This window comes from Sphingobium chungbukense (genome assembly GCF_001005725.1).
Lineage (GTDB): Bacteria > Pseudomonadota > Alphaproteobacteria > Sphingomonadales > Sphingomonadaceae > Sphingobium > Sphingobium chungbukense.
On record NZ_LBIC01000014.1, the window covers coordinates 63368 to 87217 of the forward strand.

The 23850-nt window shown below is 59.9% G+C and carries 22 protein-coding genes and 3 pseudogenes; 16 read left to right on the plus strand and 9 right to left on the minus strand.

The features are described from left to right. Positions 1-2 precede the first annotated feature (2 nt). From YP76_RS23595 to hcaB, 8 genes are read left to right on the plus strand one after another with little or no spacing between them, the layout of a single operon-like run. The gene (locus tag YP76_RS23595) at positions 3-797 is read left to right on the plus strand and encodes a 2-keto-4-pentenoate hydratase (protein ID WP_008828139.1); all 795 of its coding nucleotides are present in this window, start codon (positions 3-5) and stop codon (positions 795-797) included. Positions 798-819: 22 nt separating this feature from the next. After that, positions 820-1758 (plus strand): acetaldehyde dehydrogenase (acetylating), encoded by a 939-nt coding sequence (locus tag YP76_RS23600; RefSeq protein ID WP_008828140.1) that lies wholly within the window; start codon positions 820-822, stop codon positions 1756-1758. Further along, the gene (gene dmpG / locus YP76_RS23605; protein ID WP_008828141.1) at positions 1755-2786 is read left to right on the plus strand and encodes a 4-hydroxy-2-oxovalerate aldolase; all 1032 of its coding nucleotides are present in this window, start codon (positions 1755-1757) and stop codon (positions 2784-2786) included. The genes YP76_RS23600 and dmpG overlap by 4 nt, the downstream gene beginning before the upstream one ends. A gap of 1 nt (position 2787) precedes the next feature. Continuing rightward, positions 2788-3558 (plus strand): 2-keto-4-pentenoate hydratase, encoded by a 771-nt coding sequence (locus tag YP76_RS23610; protein WP_024020833.1) that lies wholly within the window; start codon positions 2788-2790, stop codon positions 3556-3558. A gap of 1 nt (position 3559) precedes the next feature. After that, a complete protein-coding gene (locus tag YP76_RS23615) occupies positions 3560-3793 on the plus strand; it encodes a 2-hydroxymuconate tautomerase (RefSeq protein WP_008828143.1) in 234 nt (77 codons plus the stop codon). After that, positions 3783-4064 (plus strand): 2Fe-2S iron-sulfur cluster binding domain-containing protein, encoded by a 282-nt coding sequence (locus tag YP76_RS23620; protein ID WP_008828144.1) that lies wholly within the window; start codon positions 3783-3785, stop codon positions 4062-4064. The genes YP76_RS23615 and YP76_RS23620 overlap by 11 nt, the downstream gene beginning before the upstream one ends. A gap of 19 nt (positions 4065-4083) precedes the next feature. Then, on the plus strand, positions 4084-5589 hold the full coding sequence (locus tag YP76_RS23625) for an aldehyde dehydrogenase family protein (RefSeq protein WP_008828145.1): 1506 nt from the start codon (positions 4084-4086) through the stop codon (positions 5587-5589). Between the two features lie 31 nt (positions 5590-5620). After that, on the plus strand, positions 5621-6421 hold the full coding sequence (hcaB, locus tag YP76_RS23630) for a 3-(cis-5,6-dihydroxycyclohexa-1,3-dien-1-yl)propanoate dehydrogenase (RefSeq protein ID WP_031309914.1): 801 nt from the start codon (positions 5621-5623) through the stop codon (positions 6419-6421). A gap of 59 nt (positions 6422-6480) precedes the next feature. Here the strand turns inward: hcaB and YP76_RS23635 are convergent, their stop codons facing one another. The 7 genes from YP76_RS23635 to YP76_RS23665 form a co-directional block, all read right to left on the minus strand. Then, a complete protein-coding gene (locus YP76_RS23635) occupies positions 6481-7521 on the minus strand; it encodes a 2Fe-2S iron-sulfur cluster-binding protein (RefSeq protein ID WP_008828147.1) in 1041 nt (346 codons plus the stop codon). Positions 7522-7603: 82 nt separating this feature from the next. Then, a complete protein-coding gene (locus YP76_RS23640; protein WP_008828148.1) occupies positions 7604-8707 on the minus strand; it encodes an alkane 1-monooxygenase in 1104 nt (367 codons plus the stop codon). An 86-nt stretch (positions 8708-8793) separates the two neighbouring features. Then, positions 8794-11334, minus strand: a complete 2541-nt coding sequence (locus YP76_RS23645) for a TonB-dependent receptor (protein WP_046765870.1) — start codon at positions 11332-11334, stop codon at positions 8794-8796. A 50-nt stretch (positions 11335-11384) separates the two neighbouring features. Continuing rightward, positions 11385-11936 carry a 3-phenylpropionate/cinnamic acid dioxygenase subunit beta gene (locus tag YP76_RS23650; RefSeq protein ID WP_008828561.1) on the minus strand — a complete coding sequence of 184 codons (552 nt, stop codon included), beginning with the start codon at positions 11934-11936 and terminating at the stop codon, positions 11385-11387. Positions 11937-11950: 14 nt separating this feature from the next. Beyond that, positions 11951-13273, minus strand: a complete 1323-nt coding sequence (locus YP76_RS23655) for an aromatic ring-hydroxylating dioxygenase subunit alpha (RefSeq protein ID WP_232307701.1) — start codon at positions 13271-13273, stop codon at positions 11951-11953. Between the two features lie 70 nt (positions 13274-13343). Then, the gene (locus YP76_RS23660; protein WP_024020830.1) at positions 13344-13871 is read right to left on the minus strand and encodes an aromatic-ring-hydroxylating dioxygenase subunit beta; all 528 of its coding nucleotides are present in this window, start codon (positions 13869-13871) and stop codon (positions 13344-13346) included. Further along, positions 13864-15216: an aromatic ring-hydroxylating dioxygenase subunit alpha gene (locus YP76_RS23665; RefSeq protein ID WP_008831827.1), complete on the minus strand. Its 1353-nt coding sequence runs from the start codon at positions 15214-15216 to the stop codon at positions 13864-13866. Before YP76_RS23665 ends, YP76_RS23660 begins: the two co-directional genes overlap by 8 nt. Positions 15217-15483: 267 nt before the next feature. Between YP76_RS23665 and YP76_RS28885 the strand changes: the two are divergent. From YP76_RS28885 to YP76_RS23675, 3 genes and pseudogenes are all read left to right on the plus strand, one after another. Continuing rightward, a pseudogene (locus tag YP76_RS28885) lies at positions 15484-15693 on the plus strand (XylR N-terminal domain-containing protein); the annotation flags it as partial. A gap of 104 nt (positions 15694-15797) precedes the next feature. After that, positions 15798-17072, plus strand: coding sequence for a sigma 54-interacting transcriptional regulator (locus tag YP76_RS23670; protein WP_232307702.1), 1275 nt, complete (start codon positions 15798-15800; stop codon positions 17070-17072). A gap of 107 nt (positions 17073-17179) precedes the next feature. After that, a complete protein-coding gene (locus tag YP76_RS23675) occupies positions 17180-18406 on the plus strand; it encodes an NAD(P)/FAD-dependent oxidoreductase (RefSeq protein ID WP_008829811.1) in 1227 nt (408 codons plus the stop codon). A gap of 19 nt (positions 18407-18425) precedes the next feature. On the opposite strand, the gene YP76_RS23680 is transcribed toward YP76_RS23675, so the two are convergent. After that, positions 18426-19214, minus strand: a complete 789-nt coding sequence (locus tag YP76_RS23680; protein WP_024020828.1) for a 1,6-dihydroxycyclohexa-2,4-diene-1-carboxylate dehydrogenase — start codon at positions 19212-19214, stop codon at positions 18426-18428. Positions 19215-19363: 149 nt separating this feature from the next. Here YP76_RS23680 and YP76_RS23685 point away from each other — a divergent pair, with 149 nt between their 5' ends. From YP76_RS23685 to YP76_RS23700, 4 genes are all read left to right on the plus strand, one after another. Continuing rightward, entirely contained in the window at positions 19364-20350 is a 987-nt protein-coding gene (locus YP76_RS23685) for a dihydrodipicolinate synthase family protein (RefSeq protein ID WP_008829814.1), read from the plus strand. A gap of 43 nt (positions 20351-20393) precedes the next feature. Next, a complete protein-coding gene (locus YP76_RS23690) occupies positions 20394-21569 on the plus strand; it encodes an aromatic ring-hydroxylating oxygenase subunit alpha (protein ID WP_008829815.1) in 1176 nt (391 codons plus the stop codon). After that, the gene (locus YP76_RS23695) at positions 21566-22063 is read left to right on the plus strand and encodes an aromatic-ring-hydroxylating dioxygenase subunit beta (RefSeq protein ID WP_024020827.1); all 498 of its coding nucleotides are present in this window, start codon (positions 21566-21568) and stop codon (positions 22061-22063) included. The genes YP76_RS23690 and YP76_RS23695 overlap by 4 nt, the downstream gene beginning before the upstream one ends. A gap of 450 nt (positions 22064-22513) precedes the next feature. Then, the gene (locus YP76_RS23700) at positions 22514-23089 is read left to right on the plus strand and encodes a TetR/AcrR family transcriptional regulator (RefSeq protein ID WP_269748663.1); all 576 of its coding nucleotides are present in this window, start codon (positions 22514-22516) and stop codon (positions 23087-23089) included. A gap of 2 nt (positions 23090-23091) precedes the next feature. Here YP76_RS23700 and YP76_RS23705 read toward each other — a convergent pair. Then, a pseudogene (locus YP76_RS23705) lies at positions 23092-23466 on the minus strand (transposase); the annotation flags it as partial. On the opposite strand from YP76_RS23705, the pseudogene YP76_RS28890 reads away from it, so the two are divergent. Further along, positions 23449-23850, plus strand: a pseudogene (locus tag YP76_RS28890) (transposase); the annotation flags it as partial. The pseudogenes YP76_RS23705 and YP76_RS28890 overlap by 18 nt on opposite strands.

The window sequence follows — 23850 nt, forward strand, 5'->3', positions numbered from 1 at the left end:
CGATGACTATCGACCCTAAAACCATCGAACAAGCGGCTCTGGCGCTGCGCGGCGCCGCCGAAAGCGGCACACCGGTCAGTCCGATCCGAGACCTGATTGCCGCCGGTGGCGTTGAGGCCGCCTATGCTGTGCAGGAATCCAACACCCGGCACTACCTGGCTAGCGGGCGGCGGCTCGTAGGGCGCAAGATCGGCCTGACGTCGCTTGCAGTCCAGCGCCAGTTGGGGGTGGACCAGCCCGATTACGGGATGCTGTTCGCAGACATGGACGTGCCGGAAGGTATCCCGGTGTCGCTTGATCAGGTCATCCAGCCCAAGGTCGAGGCCGAGATTGCGATCGTCGTTGGGCGGGATTTGCCCCACCCCGACATGACCACCGCCGAGATGATCCGCGCGGTCGAATATGTCGTTCCGGCAATCGAGATCGTCGACAGCCGCGTCGCCAACTGGGACATCAAGATCTGGGACACGATCGCCGACAACGCGTCGAGCGGACTGTTCGTGCTCGGCGCGGTGCCGCGCAAGCTAGATAGGCTGGATTTGCGCACGTGCGGCATGGTTATGGAGGTAAAAGGCGAACCGATTTCGGTCGGCGCCGGGATCGCCTGTCTTGGTAGCCCAATCACCTCTTCCCTGTGGCTGGCGCGGGTCATGGCGAATGCCGGGCGGCCCCTGCTGGAAGGCGACGTGATCCTTTCGGGCGCGCTCGGCCCGATGGCCGGGGTTTCTCGCGGAGATGTCGTTGAAGCGCGGATCAATGGGCTTGGCACTGTCCGAGCTACGTTTGCTGCTGACTGAATTGGAAGTGGAGGTTGGTCAAATGGCCAGGATGAAGTGCGCAATTATCGGTTCCGGCAATATCGGCACTGATCTGATGATCAAACTGCTCAAGGGCTCGGACACTCTGGAGCTGGCAGCGGTAGTCGGGATCGATCCGGCCTCGGAAGGCCTGGCGATGGCCCGCGAAAGGGGCGTGGCCACCACTCACGAGGGGATCGAGGGCCTGTGTCGGATGCCGCAATATGCCGATATCGGCATCGCCTTCGATGCGACTTCGGCCTATGCGCACAAGGCGCATGACGAGATACTCGCCCGCGACGGCAAGCTGATGGTCGACCTGACACCGGCAGCGATCGGTCCGGCGACCATCCCGCCTGTCAACCCCGCGGTCGATGCGACCGTTCGCAACATCAACATGGTGACCTGCGGCGGCCAGGCTACGATTCCGATCGTCGCGGCGGTCTCGCAGGTGGCCAAGGTGCACTATGCGGAAATCGTCGCGTCGGTTTCGTCGCGCTCCGCCGGTCCCGGCACCCGTGCCAACATTGATGAGTTCACCCGCACCACCGCGCGGGCGATTGAGACTGTCGGCGGTGCGGCCAAGGGCCGGGCTGTGATCATTCTCAATCCCGCCGAACCGCCGATGATCATGCGCGATACGATCTTCACGCTGTCGGAAATGGTCGATGAGGAAAAGGTGCGCGATTCGGTCCTGGCGATGATTGCCAGGGTGCAGTCATACGTGCCGGGCTACCGGCTCAAGCAGGACGTGCAGTTCGAACGCTTCGGTTCGAACCGGCCGCTCAAGATCCCCGGCTACGGTGAATTCGAAGGCCTCAAGACCAGCGTGTTCCTCGAGGTCGAGGGCGCGGGCGATTATCTGCCCAACTATTCCGGTAATCTCGACATCATGACCGCTGCCGCCAAGGCGGCAGGCGAGAGCTTGGCCAAGACTCATATGGAAAAGATCGCAGCATGACCTTTGATCCAACATCTGATCGGCTCTACATCCAGGACGTGACCTTGCGCGACGGGATGCACGCCATCCTGCATATGTATGGCACCGACAGCGTGCGCACGATCGCCAAGGCGCTTGACGAGGCAGGGGTGGATGCGATCGAGGTCTCGCACGGCGATGGCCTGAACGGTTCGACCTTCAACTATGGGTTTGGCGCCCATACCGACTGGGACTGGATCGAGGCTGCCGCTGATGTCATCCAGAACGCGGTGCTGACAACGCTTCTGGTGCCCGGCATCGGCACCGCCGAAGAACTCAAGCGCGCCTATGCCATGGGGGTGCGCTCCGTGCGCGTCGCGACCCACTGCACCGAGGCCGACGTCGGCAAGCAGCACATCGGCATCGCGCGCGATCTGGGCATGGACGTATCGGGCTTTCTGATGATGAGCCACATGATCGAGTCCGAAGCGCTCGCGCAGCAGGCGCTGCTGATGGAAAGCTATGGCGCGCATTGCGTCTATGTCACCGACAGCGGCGGGGCGCTCGACATGGATGGCGTGATCGCACGTCTCCAAGCCTATGACCGGGTGCTCAAGCCTGAAACCCAACGCGGCATCCATGCGCACCACAATCTGTCCTTGGGCGTGGCCAATTCGATCGTCGCCGCGCAGACGGGCGCGGTGCGGATCGACGCGAGCCTTGCCGGGATGGGTGCGGGAGCCGGTAACGCACCGCTCGAGGTGTTCATCGCCGCCGCCAACCGCAAGGGCTGGAAGCACGGCTGCGACGTGATGGCGCTGATGGACGCGGCGGACGACATCATACGCCCGCTTCAGGACCGTCCGGTGAGGGTCGATCGCGAGACGCTCAGCCTGGGCTATGCAGGCGTCTATTCAAGCTTCCTGCGCCATGCGGAAAAGGCAGCGGAACAGTACGGAATCGATACCCGCGAGATCCTCGTCGAATTGGGCAACCGCCGGATGGTCGGAGGCCAGGAAGACATGATCATCGACGTTGCGCTTGATCTGATCAAAGCTAAGGCCAACTGAGATGGACAGGCTGGCGAAATACGCGGAAATGCTCGACTCTGCACAGCGTGAAGCAACAGCTACCCCGCAAATCACCCCTGTGGACACCGCTTTCACGGTGGAAGAGGCCTATCAGGTGCAGAAGCTCTCGGTCGATCGGCGCCTGTCGCGTGGCGAACGGCGCATCGGCGTCAAGATGGGGCTGACCAGCCGGGCCAAGATGTTGCAGGTCGGCGTCGACGAAGTGGCCTGGGGCAGGCTGACCGATGCGATGCTGGTCGAGGAAGGATCCGCCCTTTCGCGCGCGCGCTACGTCCACCCCCGGGTCGAACCGGAAGTCGCCTTTCTGATGAAGGCCCCGCTGGTCGGTAAGGTGACTGCCGCCGCTGCGCTGGCAGCAGTCGAAGCGATCGCCCCGGCGATGGAGATCATCGACAGCCGTTACGAGAACTTCAAGTTCGCGCTCGAGGACGTGATCGCCGACAACACTTCCTCGTCGGGGCTGGTGATCGGATCCTGGCACGATCCCCGGATCGATTTTTCGAATCTGGGCGTGATCCTCGAAATCGATGGCGAAGTGGTACAGGTCGGGTCGACCGCGGCGATCCTTGGCCACCCCATCCGTTCGCTGGTTGCTGCGGCCCGGCTGGTTGCCGAAGCGGGCGAACAGATCAACGCCGGTGACATCGTCATGGCTGGCGGCATCACCGCCGCGCCCAACCTGGCTCCCGGCCAGACCGTGCGGACGACCGTGCAGAACCTTGGCGCGGTCATGTTCCAGGTGGAGGCCTGATATGCCGATCATCGAGGTCAACCTGCTCGAAGGGCGCCCGCCGGAAGCCAAAGAGCGGCTGATCCGGGCGCTGACCGATGCTGCCATCGGTGCGATCGGGGCGCCGCGTGAGTCAGTTCGCGTCATCCTTCGCGAGATGGACCCAGCGCATTTCGCGGTGGGGGGGGTAAGCTTTGCGGCGAAGGCCGCTGCCGCGCAGCCCCGAGTCGAAGAAGATTGGTCGAATGAGGCTTGAGCCCTACCAGATCCGGATCCTCGGAGGGGGGCAGTTCGCTTGCCCCGAGGGTGAACGCGTACTGATCGCGATGGAGCAGTTTGGTTCCAGCGATATAGGAGTGGGCTGCCGTGGCGGTGGTTGCGGGTTTTGCCTGGTTCGAGTTGTTGAAGGCGAATACCGGACCGGCAAGATGAGCACGGCCAAGGTTTCTGTCGCCGACCAGGCAAAGGGATACGCCCTGGCCTGTCGGATCTATCCGATGGATGACCTAGTCATCGAAGTTCTATGAAAACCAAGGGAGAGTTGTCATGGCTACGCAGTTGAAAAGTACAGAAAACGACTACGGCATTAAGTCCGAGTACGGCCATTATATCGGCGGCGAGTGGATTGCCGGGGACAGCGGCAAGACCATCGATCTACTCAATCCCTCGACCGGCAAGGTGCTGACCAAGATCCAGGCCGGCAATGCCAAGGACATTGAGCGTGCGATTGCCGCTGCCAAGGCTGCTTTTCCCAAGTGGTCGCAAAGCCTGCCCGGCGAGCGCCAGGAGATCCTGATCGAAATTGCGCGCCGGCTGAAGGCACGCCAGTCGCACTACGCGACGCTCGAAACGTTGAACAACGGCAAGCCGATGCGCGAATCGATGTTCTTCGACATGACCCAGACTATCGGTCAGTTCGAGCTGTTCGCTGGCGCGGCCTATGGCCTGCATGGCCAGACGCTCGATTATCCCGATGCGATCGGCATCGTTCACCGCGAACCGCTCGGTGTCTGCGCGCAGATCATCCCGTGGAACGTACCGATGTTGATGATGGCGTGCAAAATCGCACCAGCGCTGGCATCGGGCAACACTGTCGTTCTGAAGCCGGCCGAGACGGTCTGTCTTTCGGTGATCGAATTCTTCGTGGAAATGGCCGATCTGCTGCCGCCGGGTGTGATCAACGTCGTCACCGGCTATGGTGCGGATGTGGGCGAGGCGCTGGTCACCAGCCCCGATGTCGCCAAGGTAGCATTCACCGGTTCGATCGCCACTGCCCGCCGTATTATCCAGTATGCCTCCGCAAACATCATCCCGCAGACGCTCGAGCTGGGCGGCAAGTCGGCGCACATCGTGTGCGGCGATGCCGATATCGACGCGGCGGTGGAAAGCGCTACGATGTCGACTGTGCTCAACAAGGGTGAGGTCTGCCTGGCCGGTTCGCGCCTGTTCCTGCACCAGTCGATCCAGGACGAGTTCCTGGCCAAGTTCAAAACCGCGCTTGAAGGCATCCGCCAGGGCGATCCCCTCGATATGGCAACCCAGCTTGGCGCCCAGGCGTCGAAGATGCAGTTCGACAAGGTAGAAAGCTACCTGCAGCTCGCAACCGAGGAAGGGGCCGAAGTTTTGACCGGCGGCACCCGCGCCGATGCTGCAAATCTGGCGGGTGGCAACTTCATCAAGCCGACGGTGTTCACCAATGTGAAGAACACAATGCGCATCGCGCAGGAGGAGATCTTCGGGCCGGTGACCACTGTAATCAGCTGGAACGACGAAGCCGACATGATGCAGCAGGCCAATGCCACCACCTACGGCCTGGCCGGCGGCGTGTGGACCAAGGATCTTGCCCGCGCCCACCGGATCGCGCGTCAGCTTGAAACCGGCACGGTCTGGATCAACCGCTACTACAACCTTAAGGCCAACATGCCGCTGGGCGGTTACAAGCAGAGCGGCTTCGGGCGTGAATTCAGCCATGAAGTGCTGAACCACTACACCCAGACAAAGTCGGTCGTGGTCAACCTTCAGGAAGGCCGCGTCGGGATGTTCGATCAGTGATCGAGAACCCGCGATCTTCGGGAGGAACGATGTGACTGCAAGGCTCGAAGGACAAGTGGCGCTGCTAACCGGCGGCGCCACAGGGATCGGTGAGGCGGTCGTCGCGCGCTTTATCGAAGAAGGTGCCAAGGTTGGCGTCCTGGTCAGGGATGCCGCTCAGGCCGACTTGGTGCGTACGCGGCATGGCAACGCAGTAGTCGTGATTGAGGGCGATGTCCGCAATTATGTCGACAACGAAAAGGCAGTCGTCGCAACCGTGGCTGCATTCGGCAAGCTTGACGTGTTCGTCGGCAATGTCGGGATCTGGGATTTCATGACCCCGCTTGCGGACATGGAACCCGAAAAGCTCTCGGAAACGCTGGACGAGATCTTCGGCGTCAACGTAAAGGGCTACTTCCTTGGCGCCCGTGCCGCAATTCCGGAGTTGCGTAAGACCAAGGGCAGCATCATCTTTACTGCCTCGACTTCAAGCTTCTACACCGGCGGTGGCGGTACGCCCTATGTGGCGTCGAAGCACGCCGTGCTGGGCCTGATCCGCCAGCTCGCCTGGGAACTAACCCCCGACGTCAGGGTCAACGGCGTGGCGCCAGGCGGCACCCGAACGCCGCTGGGCGGTACCCATGCGGGCGGAACAGCCGATGTTCACATGGAAGATATGGAAGGGCTCGACGCGATGATTGCCGGGATGACGCCGCTCGCGCGGATCGCCGAACCGGATGATCACTCCGGCCTCTATGCCTTGCTCGCCTCGCGTCGGGACTCGGCCTACATGACAGGAACGGTTTTGCTCAGCGACGGTGGAATCGGCATCGGCAAACGCCCCGGAAGCTGAAGCGGCTTAGATCTCTCCACCCTTGGCGGGTGCTCGATTCGTCGAGCGCCCGTCTTTTTTTACGTGCGATTGCTGCGATCAAGAAAGCGGTCGGCCGAAATGACCGAACGTGAGAGGCCGGCGGCAAGCAATTGCGCTTCGGCAAAGTCGATCATCGCCGGTGGGCCACACAGATAGGCTTCGTGCGCCGCCAGGTCTGCAACGCCCGCAATCTGCTCGGTGATCAGCCCACGCGCTCCTGCCCAGTCGCTGTCTGGCTCTTCATCCGACAAGGCCGGGACGAATTCGAAAGGGGCCATCCAGCGTTGACGAAGGGCCGCAATTTTGTCGAGGGCATAGAGATTGGACTTACGGCGCGCACCGTACAGCAGGTGCACCGCCCGGTCTGCGCCCCGGTCGAGCGCCTGCTCCAGAATCGAGATGATCGGCGCTAGACCACTACCCCCGGCGATGCAAAGAATGGGGGCAGTGCTGTCCTTGAGGGCGAATTGCCCATAGGGGGCGGTAACCTTCAGCTCCATTCCGGTGCGATCGGTGCAGAACAGCCAGTCGGTAAATGCGCCGCCCGGAACGTGCCGGATGTGAAAATGCAGTTGCTGGGTGGGTTCACCAACCGTCGCGAAGGCGAATGAATAACTGCGTGCACCTTCGATGCCGGGAGCGGTCAGATCAGCGTATTGTCCGGGAGTGAAGGCCAGTGGCCGATCCAGTTCGATGGTCAGCCCGATTATATCCTCGCATAGCCGTTGTGCGGCGACGATGGTGCCGCGATATGTAGCAATGGCGATCCCTTGCGAGAGTGGCGCATCAACCGCGATTGTCAGATCCGAGCGCGGAATGGCCTGGCAGGCGAGGCGAAAGCCGCTGCGCAGTTCGTCGCCCTCAAGTGCAAGGGCCGACGGGCTCAATTCGCCGATCTTGCCAGACACGAGCTTGAACTTGCAGGTACCGCACGAGCCAACCTTGCAATCGTGCGGCATGGCCAGACCCGCGTCCAGCATCGCTTCAAGAAGTGTCTTGCCCGCCGGTATGTCAAGCGTGGTCGGCGATCCTTCCACGGTTACGGTGTTCATCTTGGATTTGCGCAGGAAAGAAAACATTGTCGGGTTTTTCCGAAATGGGCGGGCGGAATCTGCAGTTGCAGATTGTCGCCCGAATGAGGGTGGACGATTGGCCTGGCGTTCAAGTGCTGGCCAGCCAGCGCGGCCAGCCAGCCTGTGCGTTGGCCTGATCCGCCAGCTTGCGTTCGCCGGGGGTGGCGAAACGTTCGTCCCAGTCCTTGAGGCGCGGTTGCGCGATGAAGCGGAACCAGACCGGCGGGATCAGTCCGGCGGCGAAGCACAGGAACAGTGAGGGCATCTGCGGCGCTTGCGGTTCGGGCTTCAGCGCATAGAAGGGGATATGCCCGTCAAGGTGATGGTTGATGTGGTTGGTGATTTCCGCACCGATCGGCCGGACGATCGCGCCAAGGTGGTTCCAGGCGTGATGGAGCTCGATCGGCGCCCCTTCGACCCGGATCAGGCCATAGTGCTGGAAGTAGTTGAACCCCTCCACGAACATCTTGGCCATTACCATCGCGCCGACAGCGGTCAGCGCCGCGCCAAGGCCTGCCGTCAAGCCCACAAAGACGATGATACTGCCCGATAAGAGCGGCAGTAGCCACACCGGATTGCGCCATCCCAGCGAAGCATGGCCAAGCTTGCGGAGGATTTCGGCCGACTTTTCCCAAGTATCCTTGTAGGAACCCCAACTCGCCTGGAACACGAAGCTGTAGATGGTCTGCCCGCGCCGAGGGGTATCGCTATCCTTGGCCGTGTCGAGATGGACGTGGTGGGTGACGATATGGGCAATATCGCGATTGGGGTCGCCGTAGAACGCGCTCAGACACTTGGCGACATAGCGAGGAAACCAGTGGCGGCGGTGCATCAGCTCATGCGCCACCGGCAGGGTCGGCACCGCCGAGAGCCAACCCAGGCTGAGCAGCGATCCGGCCAGTTGCCAGCTTGAATTGTCGGCGCCGGTGATCGGGTTGATCGCGGTCGCAACCGATCGGGCAAAGGCCCAGACCAGCAGGATCATGCACGGGAGCTGGAGGTACATGGCGAAATCGCCAAGCAGTGCCGTGCCCTGCGCGCGCATCTTGTGGTCCGCCGGCAGCAGGATATCCAGCGTCATCAACACCGGAAAGGTCGCCGCGCCCAGCCAGACGTAGCTGCCGCCGAGCATGAATCCGATAACGCCCGCCAAGGTCATGACCGGAATGAGAAAATAGCGCAGTCCGTCCATCGGATTTCTCCTTAGTTATTCTGTTCTGGCCTTGCCCGTCGAGGCAAGGGTGAGGGCGGTGGCGGTCCGCCGCCCTCGGGCCTTCATCAGTACTTGTAGGCGAGCTTGAGGAACCATTCGCGCGGACGCGAGAAGCTGGCCGTTGCGGCGCCGCCGACGTTGAGATCGACATAGCCGCCCTGCAGATAGCGCTTGTCGGTCAGGTTCGTGACGCCCGCAGTCAGGGTGAAGTGCTCACTCCTGTCGGTGAACGAGGCACTGGTGCCGAACACGCTGTACGCGGGCTGGAACAGTTGCGGGCTGTTGACTGCATCCTTGAAGGTGCCGCTCTGGTAGGACCAATCGCCGCGCAGGGTCAGCTTGCCCATGCTGCCTTCATAGACGTCGGCGTTGATCGCGGCCGAAGCTGTCCACTTGGGAACGAAGGCGAACTTCGAATCCAGCGTGACTGGCGCCGCGCTCGGATCGATCTTGGTGTAGTAGGCATCGAGATAACCCACGCCGAAGTTCACGCGAACCTGTTCGATCGGGGCAGCTTCGCCTTCGATCTCGAAGCCCTTGATCCGGCCGGCACCGGCGTTGCGAACCTTCGGAGCGATCCCTTCGTTCACAGTGATCTGCATGTCGCTGTAATCGGAAAGGAACGCCGCGATGTTCAGGCGCAGGCGCCGGTTGAACAGTTCGTTCTTCAGGCCGATTTCGTAGGATTCGACGAATTCCGGCGTGAACGAGGGGGTCGCGATTTCAGCTGGGAAGATGCGCTGGCTGAACCCGCCGTTCTTGAAGCCTTTCGAATAGGACGCATAGATCAGCGAATTGTCGGTTATCTTGTAGTCCGCCGAGATCGCCGGGGTCCACTCCTTGGCCTTGGCCGAAACCTCGATGGCCGGCATCGTGTGGTTGCCGCCCGGGTTGGTCGCCGAAGGCGTGCAGTTCGGTAGCGGGAAACCGGCCAGCGGGCCTGACGGGAACAGGTTGGCCGCCGGGTTTGCCTGTCCGACGAGGCACTGGCTGAACGCGACGAATGCGCCCTGCGGATAGACCGATGCCAGCACTGGATCGAGTTGCGAGCGGTCGTTGAAGATCGTCTGCACAGACGGGTCGAACCGCTTGGTCTCGTTAGTGTAGCGGATGCCCGGCGTGATCGAGAACCGGTCGGTCACCTTGAAGGTGGCCTGCAGGTATGAGGCATAGCTGTCGTTGTCGATGTCGCCGCCAGTAAAGAACTGGGCAAACCCGAATTCCATCGGGGTGTAGTCAGTGCCCTTTTCCTTGAGATAATAGCCGCCCAGAACGAACTTCACCTGGCCATCCATCAGGCTTCCGGTAAACTGCAGTTCCTGCGAGGCCTGCCACACATCGATATCGCTTGCGATCCGCAGGATCGTATGCGGAGTGCCGTCGAAATCGTATTCCATGTGCGAACTCTGGTCGCGGTAGGCCGAAATCGACTTCAGGCTGAAATCGCCGAAATCGTAATCGAGGGTGAGGTTCGTGCCCCATAGATCGAAGTCCGACCGGTTGACGCCGCCAGCCCAGGTGGTGTCGATGTCGCCAGTGATCCAGCGGGTGCTGGCGCAGGCCGGGTTGCCGGTCGGCGCAAGGGTACCCGGAACGCCAAACCCGCCCCAAGGTGCTCCACAGCTGCCATCGGTGACGCGGATCTTGTTCCAGAAATACATCGAGCTGGGCGCAGCGATCTGGCGGTTGGGGCCGCCGGGTGTCGTCGCGCTGTTCGGGATATCGACGAAGCGCAGCGGCACGTTCTGGTCCTGCAGTTCGAGCAGCGAAATGGCCGTCTGCTCTTCGCGGCGGATGTTGATATCCCCGCTGAGGCTGACGGTCAGCTTATCGGTCGGCTCCCACTTGAACGCAATGCGTCCGCCGAAGCTGTCCTTGTTGCCCTGGCGGCCGCCGTCGAACAAACGCTTCTGGTAGCCGTCGCGGGTTTCATAGGAAGCAACCGCGCGCATTGCGAGATTGTCGCTCAGCGGCACGTTGATCATGCCCTTGAAATCGGCGCGGTTGAACCGGCCGGTCGCCGCTTCGAGCTTCAGGTCAAATTCGTGTTGCGGCTGGACGGAATTGACGACGATCGCGCCGCCGATGGTGTTCTTGCCGAACAACGTGCCCTGCGGCCCGCGCAGGATCTGCACATCAGCGATGTCGGTCATGTCGAGCAGCGCACCGACCGAGCGGGCGACATAGACGCCATCGACATAGATGCCCACGCCGGTATCCACGGTAATGTTGAAGTCGGTCTGACCGACGCCGCGGATGAACGCGGTGATCGTGGCGCTGGAACCGGAGATGTTGGCAACCGGCGACATGTTCACGTTGGGCGCGAACTTGGCCACCTGGGCGACGTTGTTGACTTCGCGCGCTTCGAGCATCTCGGCATTCATAGCGGTGATCGCGACCGGCGTTTCCTGCAGGTTCTCAGACCGCTTGCGCGCAGTCACGATGATTTCACCTAGACCGCCGGCCCGTTGCTCCTCGGCCTGAGGCTCGCTTGCTGCTGCATCCTGCGCATGCGCCGTCATCGGCACAAGCCCGGTAGATACTACGATCGCCGAGGCGCTGGCGCGCAGGACGGCTTTCCTGAAATACATCAATCGGTTTGTCATTTGGCATTCTCCCTCGTGTTTTATCATTACTATTTATAAAGGTGGATAGACTAAACGTAGATGTTGAGGTTCTTGCTCAACATTACATTGTGCTTGAGGATCGCTCGGCGTTTGACCAGTTGAAAGCTGTTGCCGACCTGACGCCAGATATCGATACGGTTGCCGATTAGCGAATCCTCGTCGCGTTCGTTGCGATTGCGATAAGCATAGAAGTTCGAATAGACTCGGAACTCGTCGGCCTTTTCGGTAAGCTCCACCTCGACGTTGGTGATGATATGGGTGTAGCGCGTCGCCGGATCCTCCGACCAGGCCGTTCCGGTCTCGAGCCGAGAAAGCCGCTTGAGGATTTCGGGCTTGCTGTCGTTGTAATAGGCCATCCGGGTCAGGTCGGTCACCTGCTCGGTCTTGTCGCGGCGATAGCGGGTTTCGATCCCCGGCATGTGGTAATGCAGGTCTTCCGCCAGCATGCTGGCCCAGGCCTTGTAGTGTTCATCGTCGAGCAGCCGTGCTTCGCGATACAGCGTCTGGGTCAGCGCGTGGGTCAGTTCGAGCGATGCGGTAGTCCCTTCACATGTGCGCTCGAGGGTTGCGGTGTCGGTCATAGCTGTAGTTCCTCTCAGAGCGCGAACAGGCCAGGAAGATCGCGGGTTTCGCCCACATTGCCCAGCTGCGGTTCGGGCCGTGCCGGCATCTTGCCGAATTCGTCATGGGTCATCATGTCGAGCCAGCGCTGATAGAAGCCGCGCTGGTTGGCGTCGTTGTACTGGCCGCGATAGACGATGCCCGGCAGGGTATCGTGTTCGATCTGGCGGCCGATCCCGCAGCGATAGTGCAGGCGCTCGTGCCGGGTGACGACGCCGCGGTTGACGGTGGTGCAGTTTTCCCAGTTTTCGCCGTCATCCATCTCGAAGGTGCCACCGGGGCCAAAGGTCTGCATCACGCCTTTGGTCACTTCCTCCTTGATGTCGTCGGGCATGTTCTTGTTGACGATCACCCAGGTCTTCAATTCGAACTGCATTGGCCCCTTGGGTTGCCACTGGCGGAAGGTGGAAATGCCCGGCAGGAACGAGACGTTGGGGAAGATCGATGCCGAGGCGACCGAACCGAAGATCTTCGAGCGCATCTCGCCCAGGCGTTCTGCCATCTTCGGGCGGATCTTGTTGTAATAGTCCATCACCTTGGGGCGCCCGAGCAGGAAGAGGTCGCCCACGCCTTCGGTGCCGAATTCCCAGCCGTGGCCGTTCACGCTGGCGTGATAGGAATTATCCATGTCGATCGGCGGGAACGGCTGGCCGTTGTTCATCGACCGAGTGCCCGAATCATGCGTCCAGCCGGCGTGATAAGCGTCGCCGATGAAGTTCTCGACCCCGAACTTCCAGTTCGCGCTGATCACCGACTTGATGCAGCCGCCAATGAATTCGGTGCCGCCTTCCTCGTTGTCGAGGATCATGTCGAGATACCACCGGAAATCGCCTAGCCAGGCTTCCAGGCTCGGCGCATCGCTGTTGAAGGTGGCGAACACCAAGCCCTTGTAGTTGCCGACCTTGGCGACGTTCTTGAGGCCATGGTTCTTGAAGTCGATATCGCCCGCGTCGTAGCAATATTCCTCGTGCATGCCCTTGAGGTCGCCGGCGGTGTCAAACGCCCAGCCGTGGTAATTGCAGACGAACCGACGGGTGTTCCCGGCATCGGCGAAGCACACCTTATTGCCGCGGTGCGGGCAGGAATTGAGCATGACCCGGATCGAACCGTCGGGCTGGCGCGCGACGATCACCGCGTCTTCACCCATGTGGGTCGTCAGGAAGTCCCCGCTGTTTGGGATCTGGCTTTCGTGGGCAACGAACAGCCACGACCGCGCGAAGATGCGGTACAGCTCCTCCTCGTAGATGTCCGCATCCGAAAAGATCCGGCGGTCAAGCCAGCCTTCCTTGAGGTCCATGTAGCGTGAATAATCCGGTTCGCGACCGATCCGTTCGAAGCGCATGATTGTTCTCTCCCGTCAGGCTTGTTCAGAAAAAGGCGTTGAGGTTGCTGTCCGGCAGCACGGAATGGTCCAGCACGATTTCGCGCGCGGCCAGCAGCCAAGCGCTGCCTTCGCTGCGCCAGAGGTCAGTGCGTCCGGCGGTGAGCAGGCGGGTGGTGCCATCGATCCGATTGCGGTGCATCCCCAGCACCGAATGGACCCGCACCTCGTTATCGGCCCGGGTGGCCAGCACCTCGACGTTGGAGACAGCGCGGCGGATGTAGTTGGGCGGATCTTCGGCCCAGACGAAGCCGGATTTCAGGCGATCCACCCGCATTTTCAGCCTACCCAGATCCTCGTTGAAGATTACCCCTGGGCCAAGTGGAAAAGGCGGCGAACGGTCAGCGCGGAACCTTCGGCTCTTCAGTTCCAGGCGATAGCTGACGTCTTTGCCAAGCATGGCCAGCCAGCCGTCGAGATCTTCGTTGTCGAGCAGCCGGGCTTCGCGGTGGAGTGCCTGGGTAACTGCAACGATCACCTCCACCGGGGGAGGGGCAAGCGGTCGGTCAAGCATGCTCGGCCTCCTCGTCGGTCAGCGAGTTAATGTTGTACGTGGGCACTTCGGCCCAGGTTTCCGCCATCATGTGCTCTTGCCAGCGGCGGTAGAAATAGCGCTGGTTGTGTTCGCTTACCAAGCCGGAGGCGATATCGCCGGGGAAGCCCTCGCGCTTGCCCGAGCGGCCCAGCGCCATGTTGGTGTAGACATCCATCTGCGCCGTGCGCCAGCCGCGCGACTGTTCGGTGCAGGCGGTCAGATTGTCGCCATCGTCGTTGTCGAAAAGGCCCGCCAAGCCGAAGGTCAGGCACTGGTTTTCGAGAATCTGCGCTTTCACCGCCTCGGGCATGTCGTTTTCGGCCATGGCCCAGGTCCACTGTTCGATCTGGGTGGGACCCTTTGGATGATAGACCCGGAACCAGTTGAGCCCGGGCAGCAGTTGCAGGTTGGGGAAAATGGTTATGTTGACCTGCGCACCCCACACCTGCCTGCCGCGCACTTCGCCCAGACGGTCGATCACCGTCTGGCGGTTGGCCTCTAGGTATTCGAGGATCGGCTTGGGATCAGGATAGAAGGCGTAGCCGGAAACGCCGTCGAGCGCGCTCAAGACCATGTGCCCGTTCATGCCGGCGACCGACAGCCCGCCATCGAGATCGACCCCGGAATTGCCGACGCTGAGCCCGGTGAGGTCCATCGACTGGACTGCTGCCATCGCGCCGGCATGTGCCCAGCCCAGGTGATAGCCATCGCCGCAGACGTTCTCGACTGGCAGCTTCCAGTTGGTGCCCAGCACCATCTTCTGCGTCTCGCCGAGCAGTGCCGATCCGCCCGGCATGGCATCCAGCCAGACATCGAGGAAAAACTTGGCATCGCCCAGATAGTCATCGAGGCTGGGCGAATTGGCATCCCAGCAGCCGAACACCAGGCCCTTGTACTCGGCCACTTTCGTCACCGGGATCAGGCCGAACTTGGTGCGGTCGAGTTCGCCGAAATAGGCCTCGCTTTCCAGCGGCACCCCGGCGAGCGCGCCGTCCGGGGAAAAAGACCAGCCGTGATAGTTGCAGGTGAAGGCGCGCGCATTGCCGCGATCGGCGCGGCAGATCCGGTTCCCGCGGTGGGTGCAGCTGTTAAGGAACGCCTTGATCGACCCGTCCTTCTGGCGGATCACGATCACATCGTCTTCGCCCATGAAGGTGCGGAAATAGTCGCCCGGCTTCGGAATCTGGCTGGTGTGGACCAGGAACAGCCAGCAGCGCCCGAAGATCCGCTCAAGTTCCTGCCGATAGATGTCTTCGCTCGCGTAGATCGAGCGCGATTGGCGCCCGGTGCGTGAATCAACCAGATCGGCAATGTTGTCGTTCATTTGATCCTCTCCCAACAGCATGGCTAAAGCCGCCATCGATTTTTCTTGTCGGGACAGTTATAAGCACGAATCGTGCCAATATCGTTTTCGGGCCGATTTACCGCAGTCCGGTTGGTCAATCCCACGGCGAGGCACCGTGCAGATCGACGTATATGTAAATGTCGAGGCTTAAGTCTGGGCCGGAAGTTACGAATCTGATAAGCTGACCGGATGGAGACGCTCCCAGGATACGCCGACCTTGCCAGCAAGCTGCTGTTCTCACCGGAAATGGGCCGGATCTGGCATGACGGTGAACGCTGCGTACTGCTCAGCCAAGCGGCCCTGGCCAGCTGGCGCAGCCGCCTGGTGGCCGAATTGGGGCTAGAAGCGGCCAGCCGGTTCTTCTGGGGTGTCGGTTTTGCCGAAGGCGCACGGTGCGCGATCGGCGCGAAGAAATTGCGCCCGGATGGTGATTATCTCGAAGCATTCGCGGTCGGACCGCAGGCACACGCCTTGACCGGGTTCGGCTGGACCCAGATCGAAACTCTTGAAAACGATCCCTCGCGGGGCATTTCGAAGGCCGGTTCACGGTCCACGATTCGATGGAGGCGGCGATCCATCTCAACGCGATGGGGCACAGCACCGATCCGGTGTGCTGGATGCAGACCGGCTTTGCAAGCGGCTTTGCCACAACCTTCGCGGGACAACCGATCATCACGCGCGAAGTGGAATGTGCGGGGCGAGGCGATGCTGCCTGCGTACTTCACGCCAAACCAAAACCCGAATGGGATCAGTTGGACGACCTCGAATTGGCCGCGACGCCGCTGGTCCTGTCCGAAACGTGGCATGATGCGGGCCAAACGGTGATTGGGATATCGGCAGCGTTCCTCTCAGCCAAGACCATGATCGAACGCACCGCAGCGAGCAATGCGACGCTGCTGTTAATGGGCGAGACCGGGGTCGGCAAGGAAGTGCTGGCCAAGCTCGCTCATCGGCTGAGCACGCGCGAGGCGGAGCCGTTCATCGCGCTCAACTGCGCGGCGATCCCTGAGGGGCTGATCGAATCGGAGCTGTTCGGCGTGGCCAAGGGGGCCTATACTGGCGCGGTTGCCGCCCGGCCCGGTCGGTTCGAGCTGGCCAATGGCGGCACGCTGTTCCTGGACGAGATATCGACACTGTCGCCACTTGCACAATCGAAGATTCTGCGCGCTGTCCAGGAAGGTGAGTTCGAGCGGGTCGGCGATACGCGGACGATCAAGGTGGATGTCCGATTGATCGCAGCATCGAATGTGGAACTTAACGAGGCGGTGCGGGAAGGCACGTTTCGTGCCGACTTGTTCTACCGGATATCGACTTTACCGGTCCGGGTGCCGCCGCTGCGCCAGCGCCGCGAGGACATTCCGGTGCTGCTGGAACACTTCCGTCTGCGTTATGCCCTGCGCCATGGCCGAACAGTATCGGGCTTCACTCCGCGGGCGATTAACGCGCTGTTGGCTTACGATTTCCCGGGCAATGTGCGCGAACTTGAGCGAATGGTGGAACGCGCCGTGCTGTTGGCGGACGACGGACGAGCGATCGACGTCAGACACCTGTTCTTGGAAACCGACGGCCTCGAATTGAAGCCGGCGATGTGCATGACCAACGATGGCAGGATCAGCGCCGTTGACAATGTTGGTAGTCGCGCCAACTTGGTGCGCCAGATGCTGGATCTGATCGTCGATGAGGGCGGAAGCCTGCTGGAAATGGAAGGGCTGGTGATCCGCGAGGCCCTTGATGCAAGTGGGGGCAACGTTGCTCGCGCGGCGCGCACCTTAGGCTTTACCCGTCGGCAGCTCGCCTTGCGTCTTGAAAAAATGGAAATCCAGGAATCCGCCTAGCGCGCGTTAACTCTCGCAACGCATTGCATATTGTGCAAAGAAGGTCTATAGGGAGGTGCGCCTTCCGGCAATAAGACCGGGAAAGCACGCAAAGTTGGGAGAATCGCATGAAATCGGTAGCCGTGGTCGGAGCAAATCTTGCGGGTGGCCGCGCGGTGGAGTCCTTGCGCCAGGCTGGCTTCGATGGCCGGATCACCCTTATCGGCGAAGAACCGTGGCGGCCCTACGAGCGCCCGCCCCTGTCCAAGGAGGTGTTGTGGGATCCGGCCAATGTACCGGACAATTTCTTCCTTCATGACGAGGCCTGGTACGCCGCCAACCGCATCGAAATGCGGCTTGGCACGCGTGCCGAAGCGCTCGACCTGGCGGCGAGCGCTGTGCGCCTGACGGGCGGAGACCTGGTCCAAGCCGACCGCATCCTGCTGACCACCGGTGGTTCCGCCCGCAAGCTCAACATGGAGGGTGCCGACGCCGCCAACGTGCATTACCTGCGCACCCGGGACGATGCCACCCGGATGGCGACGGACCTCAGGGACGGCGCCCGGATCGTCATCATCGGCATGGGTGTGATCGGGGCTGAAGTCGCGGCCAGCGCGGTCAAGCTGGGGTGCCGAGTGACCGCGATCGAACCGCTTGCCGCGCCTATGATTCGCGCGCTCGGGCCGCAGTTCGGGCAATGGCTGGGCGAGGAACATCGCCAGCGCGGCGTCGACACCCGCTTCGGACGCGGCGTGAACGCGATGAAGGTGCTTGACGGGCGGGTGACGCAGGTCGAACTCGATGACGGATCACTGGTGGATTGCGATGCCGTGGTAGTCGGGGTCGGGATAGTGCCGGAAATCAGCCTAGCCCGGGACGCAGGCATCGTCACCAATAACGGCATCATCGTCGATCGGCGGTGCCGCTCCAGCAATGAGAATGTCTTTGCCGCCGGCGACGTGGCCGAACAGGAGAGCTTCTTCGGCGGCCATATCCGCCAGGAAACCTACCAGAATGCTGCCGATCAGGCTCAGGCCGCGGCGCTCGCCGTGCTCGGGCAGGGCGTCGATTACTGCAAGCCGGTGTGGTACTGGAGCGACCAGTTCGATCTCAATATCCAGTTCTGCGGCCATATCCCGGTGCAAGCCGAGGTAACCCTGCGTGGAGACATGGCAAGCAACCAGTTTACCGCATTCTTCCAGTCAGGCGAGATGATCGAGGGCATCCTGACTGTCAACCGCGCCCCAGACATGGGCATCGGCAAACGGCTGATCGAGCGCCGAGCCAATGCCCAGGCCGCGCAGCTGGCCGATGCCGATGTGTCGCTCCGCGATATCCTCAAGCAGGCTGGTTAGGCTCGTAAGGCGGGCGGGATCAGCCGATCCCGCCACCTGCGACGTAGAGGGTTTGGCCGGTGATGTAGGACGCCTCGTCGGCGGCTAGAAAGCAGATCGCGGCGGCCAGTTCCTCGGGCTCGCCGAAGCGACCCAGCGGGGTATCGCGCAAGGTCTGCTCCATCACCTCGCCAAAGCCCTTGCGGTCCGCGTCGGAATGCGGAGCGGTATTACGCGGGGTGACACGGGTCACGTTGACCCCGCCAGGAGCCACGCAATTTACCCTGATGCCACAATCCTCCAGTTCCAGCGACAACGCAGCGGTCAGCGCCGCCACGCCACCTTTCGCAGCCGCGTAGGGCACGCGATTGACCCCGCGCGTTGCCACCGAGCCGATGTTGACGATCGCGCCGCGACCCGCCGCGCGCATGTGGGGCAGCACTGCATGGCAACACCACAGCGTCGGCCACAACGAGCGATTAATTTCGGCGACGATTTCTTCGGTGGTGTATTCCCAATAAGGCTTGGCCCAGATCGTGCCACCGACATTATGGACGGCCACGTCGATCCGCCCGAATTTATCGCTTACAGCGTTGTACAGGGCAGCGGCTCCAGCCTGTTGCTCGAGGTCGTGGATGGCGGGGTGAGCGTCGACAGATTCGGCCATAAGTCGCGCAACCGCATCCAGTGTCGCCTGTTCTGCACGATCGGCAACGACGACTGTGGCGCCTTCTCGCCCTAGGCGCTGGGCCGTAGCAAAGCCGATGCCCTGGGCTGCTCCCGTGACAATCGCGATCTTGCCTGCAAATCTTACGTTTGCGTCTGTCATCTCTGATTTCTCCAAACCCGCACCCGTCCGGCCGGAAGGGTGCAATCCTAGTCACATTCGGCTTCATAAATCCGCATTCCTCCCTTGCCAAGCCCGTGGGCAATGCGTTACATATTGGCTAATGATTGAAAATCTTTGGGAGATGTTGCGTGGCGCGTGAACTGCTGACTGCTGCTGATATAAAGGGTGCCTGGGCGATCGTGCCGACGCCCGCCAAGGAAGGTGCTACCGATTGGCGCGCCACTGATACGGTTAATGTCGACGAAGCAGCCCGCATGGTCAACGGCCTGATCGAGGCCGGAGTCGACGGCATCCTGAGTATGGGAACGCTGGGCGAGGCCGCGACCATGACGCTTGACGAAAAGCTCGTCTTTATGAAGACTATCGTAGATGCCGCAGCGGGCCGGGTTCCGGTGTTTGTCGGCACAACCTGTATCAACACCCGCGACACCATCGCGCTGACCCGCGAGGCAGTCGATATCGGCGCGACCGGGACGATGCTGGGCGTACCGATGTGGTGCGCGCCGAGCGTCGATGTCGCGGTCCAGTTCTACAAGGATGTCGCTGAGGCGGTGCCCGATATCAATATTGCAATCTATGCCAATCCCGAAGCATTCAAGTTCGATTTCCCGCGCCATTTCTGGGGTCAGGTCGCCGAAATCCCCCAAGTTGTTACTGCCAAGTATATCGGTGTTGGCACACTGCTGCCCGATCTGGCCGCAATCAAGGGGCGGATCAAGCTGCTGCCGATCGACTTCGATTACTATGGCGCGGCGCGGATGGACGATTCGGTCGATGCCTTCTGGACAAGCGGCGCGGTCTGCCATCCTCTCGTCAGTACGACATTGCGCGATCTCGTCGCACAGGCCCGCGCCACCGGCGACTGGAGCAAGGCCAAGACCTTCATGGGGCGGCTCGCGCCCACGGCAGCAACGCTGTTTCCCAATGGCAGCTTCAAGGAATTCTCCACCTACAACATTCCGCTGGAAAAGGCGCGGATGACCGCCGGTGGATGGATGAACGCCGGACCTTGCCGTCCACCCTATCACTTATGTCCCGAAAGCTATCTCGAAGGCGCGCGTAATTCGGGCCGGATGTGGGCCGAACTGGGCAAAGCGCTCGAAACAGAGCGTTGAAGACGGTCAGATAAACGATCACTGGAAATGCGGGAGCAAGAGGATGGCTGACGCGACCTTGACCTGGCCGAAGAATTATAACGAAGTTCCCAAGGCGGCCTTTACGCGATCGGATCTCTACTTGGAAGAGATCAAGCGGATATTTCACGGCCCGGAATGGCATCCGGTTGCGCACGAAAGCGAGTTGCCCAACCCAGGCGATTTCCGGACGATCCGCCTCGCAGGAATCCCGCTGTTGATCTCGCGGGATGAAGGGGGCGAGGTTCGCGTGTTTTACAATGCCTGCTCGCATCGCAGCAACCAGCTCGAAACTGCGGTAATGGGTAACAAAACCGAGTTCGAATGCCCCTATCACCGTTGGCTGTTCAGTGCCAAGGGCGAGCTTGTTGGATGTCCCAACCCGCGCGAATTCGTACCCGGTTTCGACAAGGCGGACTACCCCTTGGGGCAGCCGCGCTTCGATCTGTTCTACGGCCTGATATTCGTGACGTTCTCGGCTGAGACAGAACCCCTTGACCAGTTTCTCGGCGAAGCAGGAGAAACCCTGCGCGAACTGATGGCGGGCGACGGTCGCCTTAAACTGCTGGGCTATCAGAAGGTTCGCTATGACAGCAACTGGAAGGGTTACAACGACAACGACGGCTACCATGCCCCGCTGCTCCACGCGGCATTCAAGATGCTCAATTGGCAGGGCGGCAAAGGGCGGCAGTATACCGCCACGAAACGCGGCCATGTCTGTTTCGAGTCGGCACTCTCCGTGGCGAGCGGTCCCAGCGTTCTAAAAGATAAGGATCTGATTGCCTTCAAAGGGCAGGATCCATCAGTCGGGTCACGCATCGTCCAGTTGTTCCCGACTTTCGTTTCAACCAAACATCTCGACGTCATAAACCTGCGCTTCGCGACCCCAATCGATGCCGAAACGACCGAGGTCCACTACGCCTATTTCGCCCACCAGAACGACGATGCGGACATGCTTCGCCACCGGTTACGGCAAAGCTCCAATTTACTGGGTCCATGCGGTTTAATTAGCATGGAAGACGCTTCGATCTTCCACCGGATCCACATCGGCAGCCACACGCCTGGCAATGCGATCTTCCAGAAAGGCGTGCGTGATCCTGCCAAGCTCGAGTCCGAGTTTTCGCAGAACGATGAAAGCGGTAACCTTCCGCGCTGGGAATATTACCGCTCGGTGATGGGATTCGAAAGGGCACAAGCATGATGCTTTCGCCCACCAAACTGGAATGCGCTCTTGACCGCCTGCTGCTGGCGGACGCCAACGCGCTCGACAGCAAAGACATGACAGGCTGGCTCACTAACTATGCCGAGGAAGAACAGGCATCTTATTACTGCCGTGCGGCCGAGAACACAGAACATAACCTCGAACTCGGCTTCATGTTCGACGATTGTAGGGCGCGACTGGAAGATCGCGTCACTTATGTCACAGAGATCTGGGCAGGGACCTTTCAGGACTACCGCACTCGCCATTTCGTTCAGCGGGTCAGCCATCGGCAGGTCGATGCCAGCACAGCAGAGGCCATGTCCAACTTTTCGGTTTTCATGACGCCGATGGATACCGGGGTCACTCAAATTCTTGCCGCAGGTCGCTATCTCGATATGGTTCGGCTTTCGGGCGATGGTCGGGCCAAGTTTCTGTCCCGCCGTGCCGAATTGGATACGTCAGTACTCCCGCGATATCTTGTCTACCCGATATGAAAAGTTATGCAATATAGCTAAATATTCCAGAGAAATACCGATCTATATTATAGCTTTAGCAGTAATCTTCGGAAGATTTCGATATGAGTTCACAATGTAAGATGGTGAAATTGCCAAAAGATATCGCGGATAAAATTATACGCTTTTCAACTGGAAGAACGGATTCAATGTTACAGAAAGAGCTTGGGATAAGCTATAATACGTGGAGAAAAATTAAGCGAGGACAGCCACTTAGAGAAAGCTTAGCGGCAAGAATAATATCTAGAATTAGTATAATATAATCATATTCTTATCAAGAGATTAATTTTCCTTAATTTCCTTAATCTGTCACTGACATTATCGAGCACCATTTTTTTCGATGATCCGAAGCCATGTAGGATTTATGCGGCAAAAAAATGTCCTATCAATCAGTTCAAAGAGAGAACTGAAAAAAGTGCGCGTCGCAAAAATATCGTAAACGTTGCGATGAATGCATTTTTAGAGAGTGGCTACGATAATGTCACTATGTCTGATATTTCTAGTATATTGGGCGGGTCGAAGAGCACTCTTTGGCAATATTTTGATCACAAGGAAGACATTGCTGTTGCCGCTATTGAATTGAAAGTTCAGTTATTTAGAAATTTTCTTGATCTCGATATTTCCGAATGTAGTAGTATAACCAGTATGTTGAATTTATCTTCGAAAAGATTTTGCCATTTCTTGATGCGAGATGACACCATCGAAATCGAGCGAATTATAATTATCAACAATCGGCGCATTCCCAAGTTAGGAAATATTTTCTACTCTAATACATTTTTGTATTTTCGAGATCAAGTTTCCTTATTTTTAGCTAATTCTTTATACGACGAAGATCCGGATGACGCGGCTATGCTGTTACTTGATCTTTGCACCTCAGGATTCAATCGAAGGTTGATACTGGAGTTGCGACACGCAAACAACATTCTAGCCGACCAAATCGCTGATCGCGCGGTACAGATTTTTATGAAGATTTACCATAAGTGCCTGGTTCGTCATCATGCGGATTGATTTCATAGTCTTGCGATACGTCGGATGACGATTTGAACGGGCGGGATGAAGACCCAAGCCTTTGCCGAAGCGATGGTTTTCTCGAAGTCCTCTGCTAGGCATCGGTTTCGGTTGAGCCATGCCAACGTCCGTTCGACCACCCAGCGGCCGGGCAGCACCTCGAAGCCTTTGGCGGTATCTGACCGTTTGATGATTTCGATGGTCCATTTCGCCATTCGCCGCAGAGCCTTCCTGAGTTTGTCGCCAGCATAGCCGCCATTTGCGAAGACGTGCCGCAGATACCAAAAGCGCGCGATGATTTCGCGTAGCACCATTGGGACTCCGTCGCGGTCCTGAATGTGGGGCGTGCGGATCACAGCATGCACCAGATCGCGTTCATTCTCAAGCAGGCCGAGGATGGTACGACCGTCGAGGAGGTGTGCCGCAAAGCCGGCATATCGGTTCAGACCTACTATCGATGGCGGAGCAAATATGGCGGACTGATGCCGTCGGAGACGAAGCGGCTGAAGCAGCTCGAGGAGGAGAATGTCCGGCTCAAGCGGCTCGTGGCAAACCTCAGTCTCGACAAAGAGATGCTGCAGGACGTCATCCGCCGAAAAATGTAAGGCCTGATCGAGCTCGGGAGATCGTTGGCTATCTGCGGGCGAACTACCAGGTGAGCGAACGGAGGGCCTGCGGCGCATTTCCGATCAACCGATCGACCCAGCGCTACCAATCCCGTCGCCTCGATCAGGCCGGTCTCAAGATGAAGATCAAGGAGC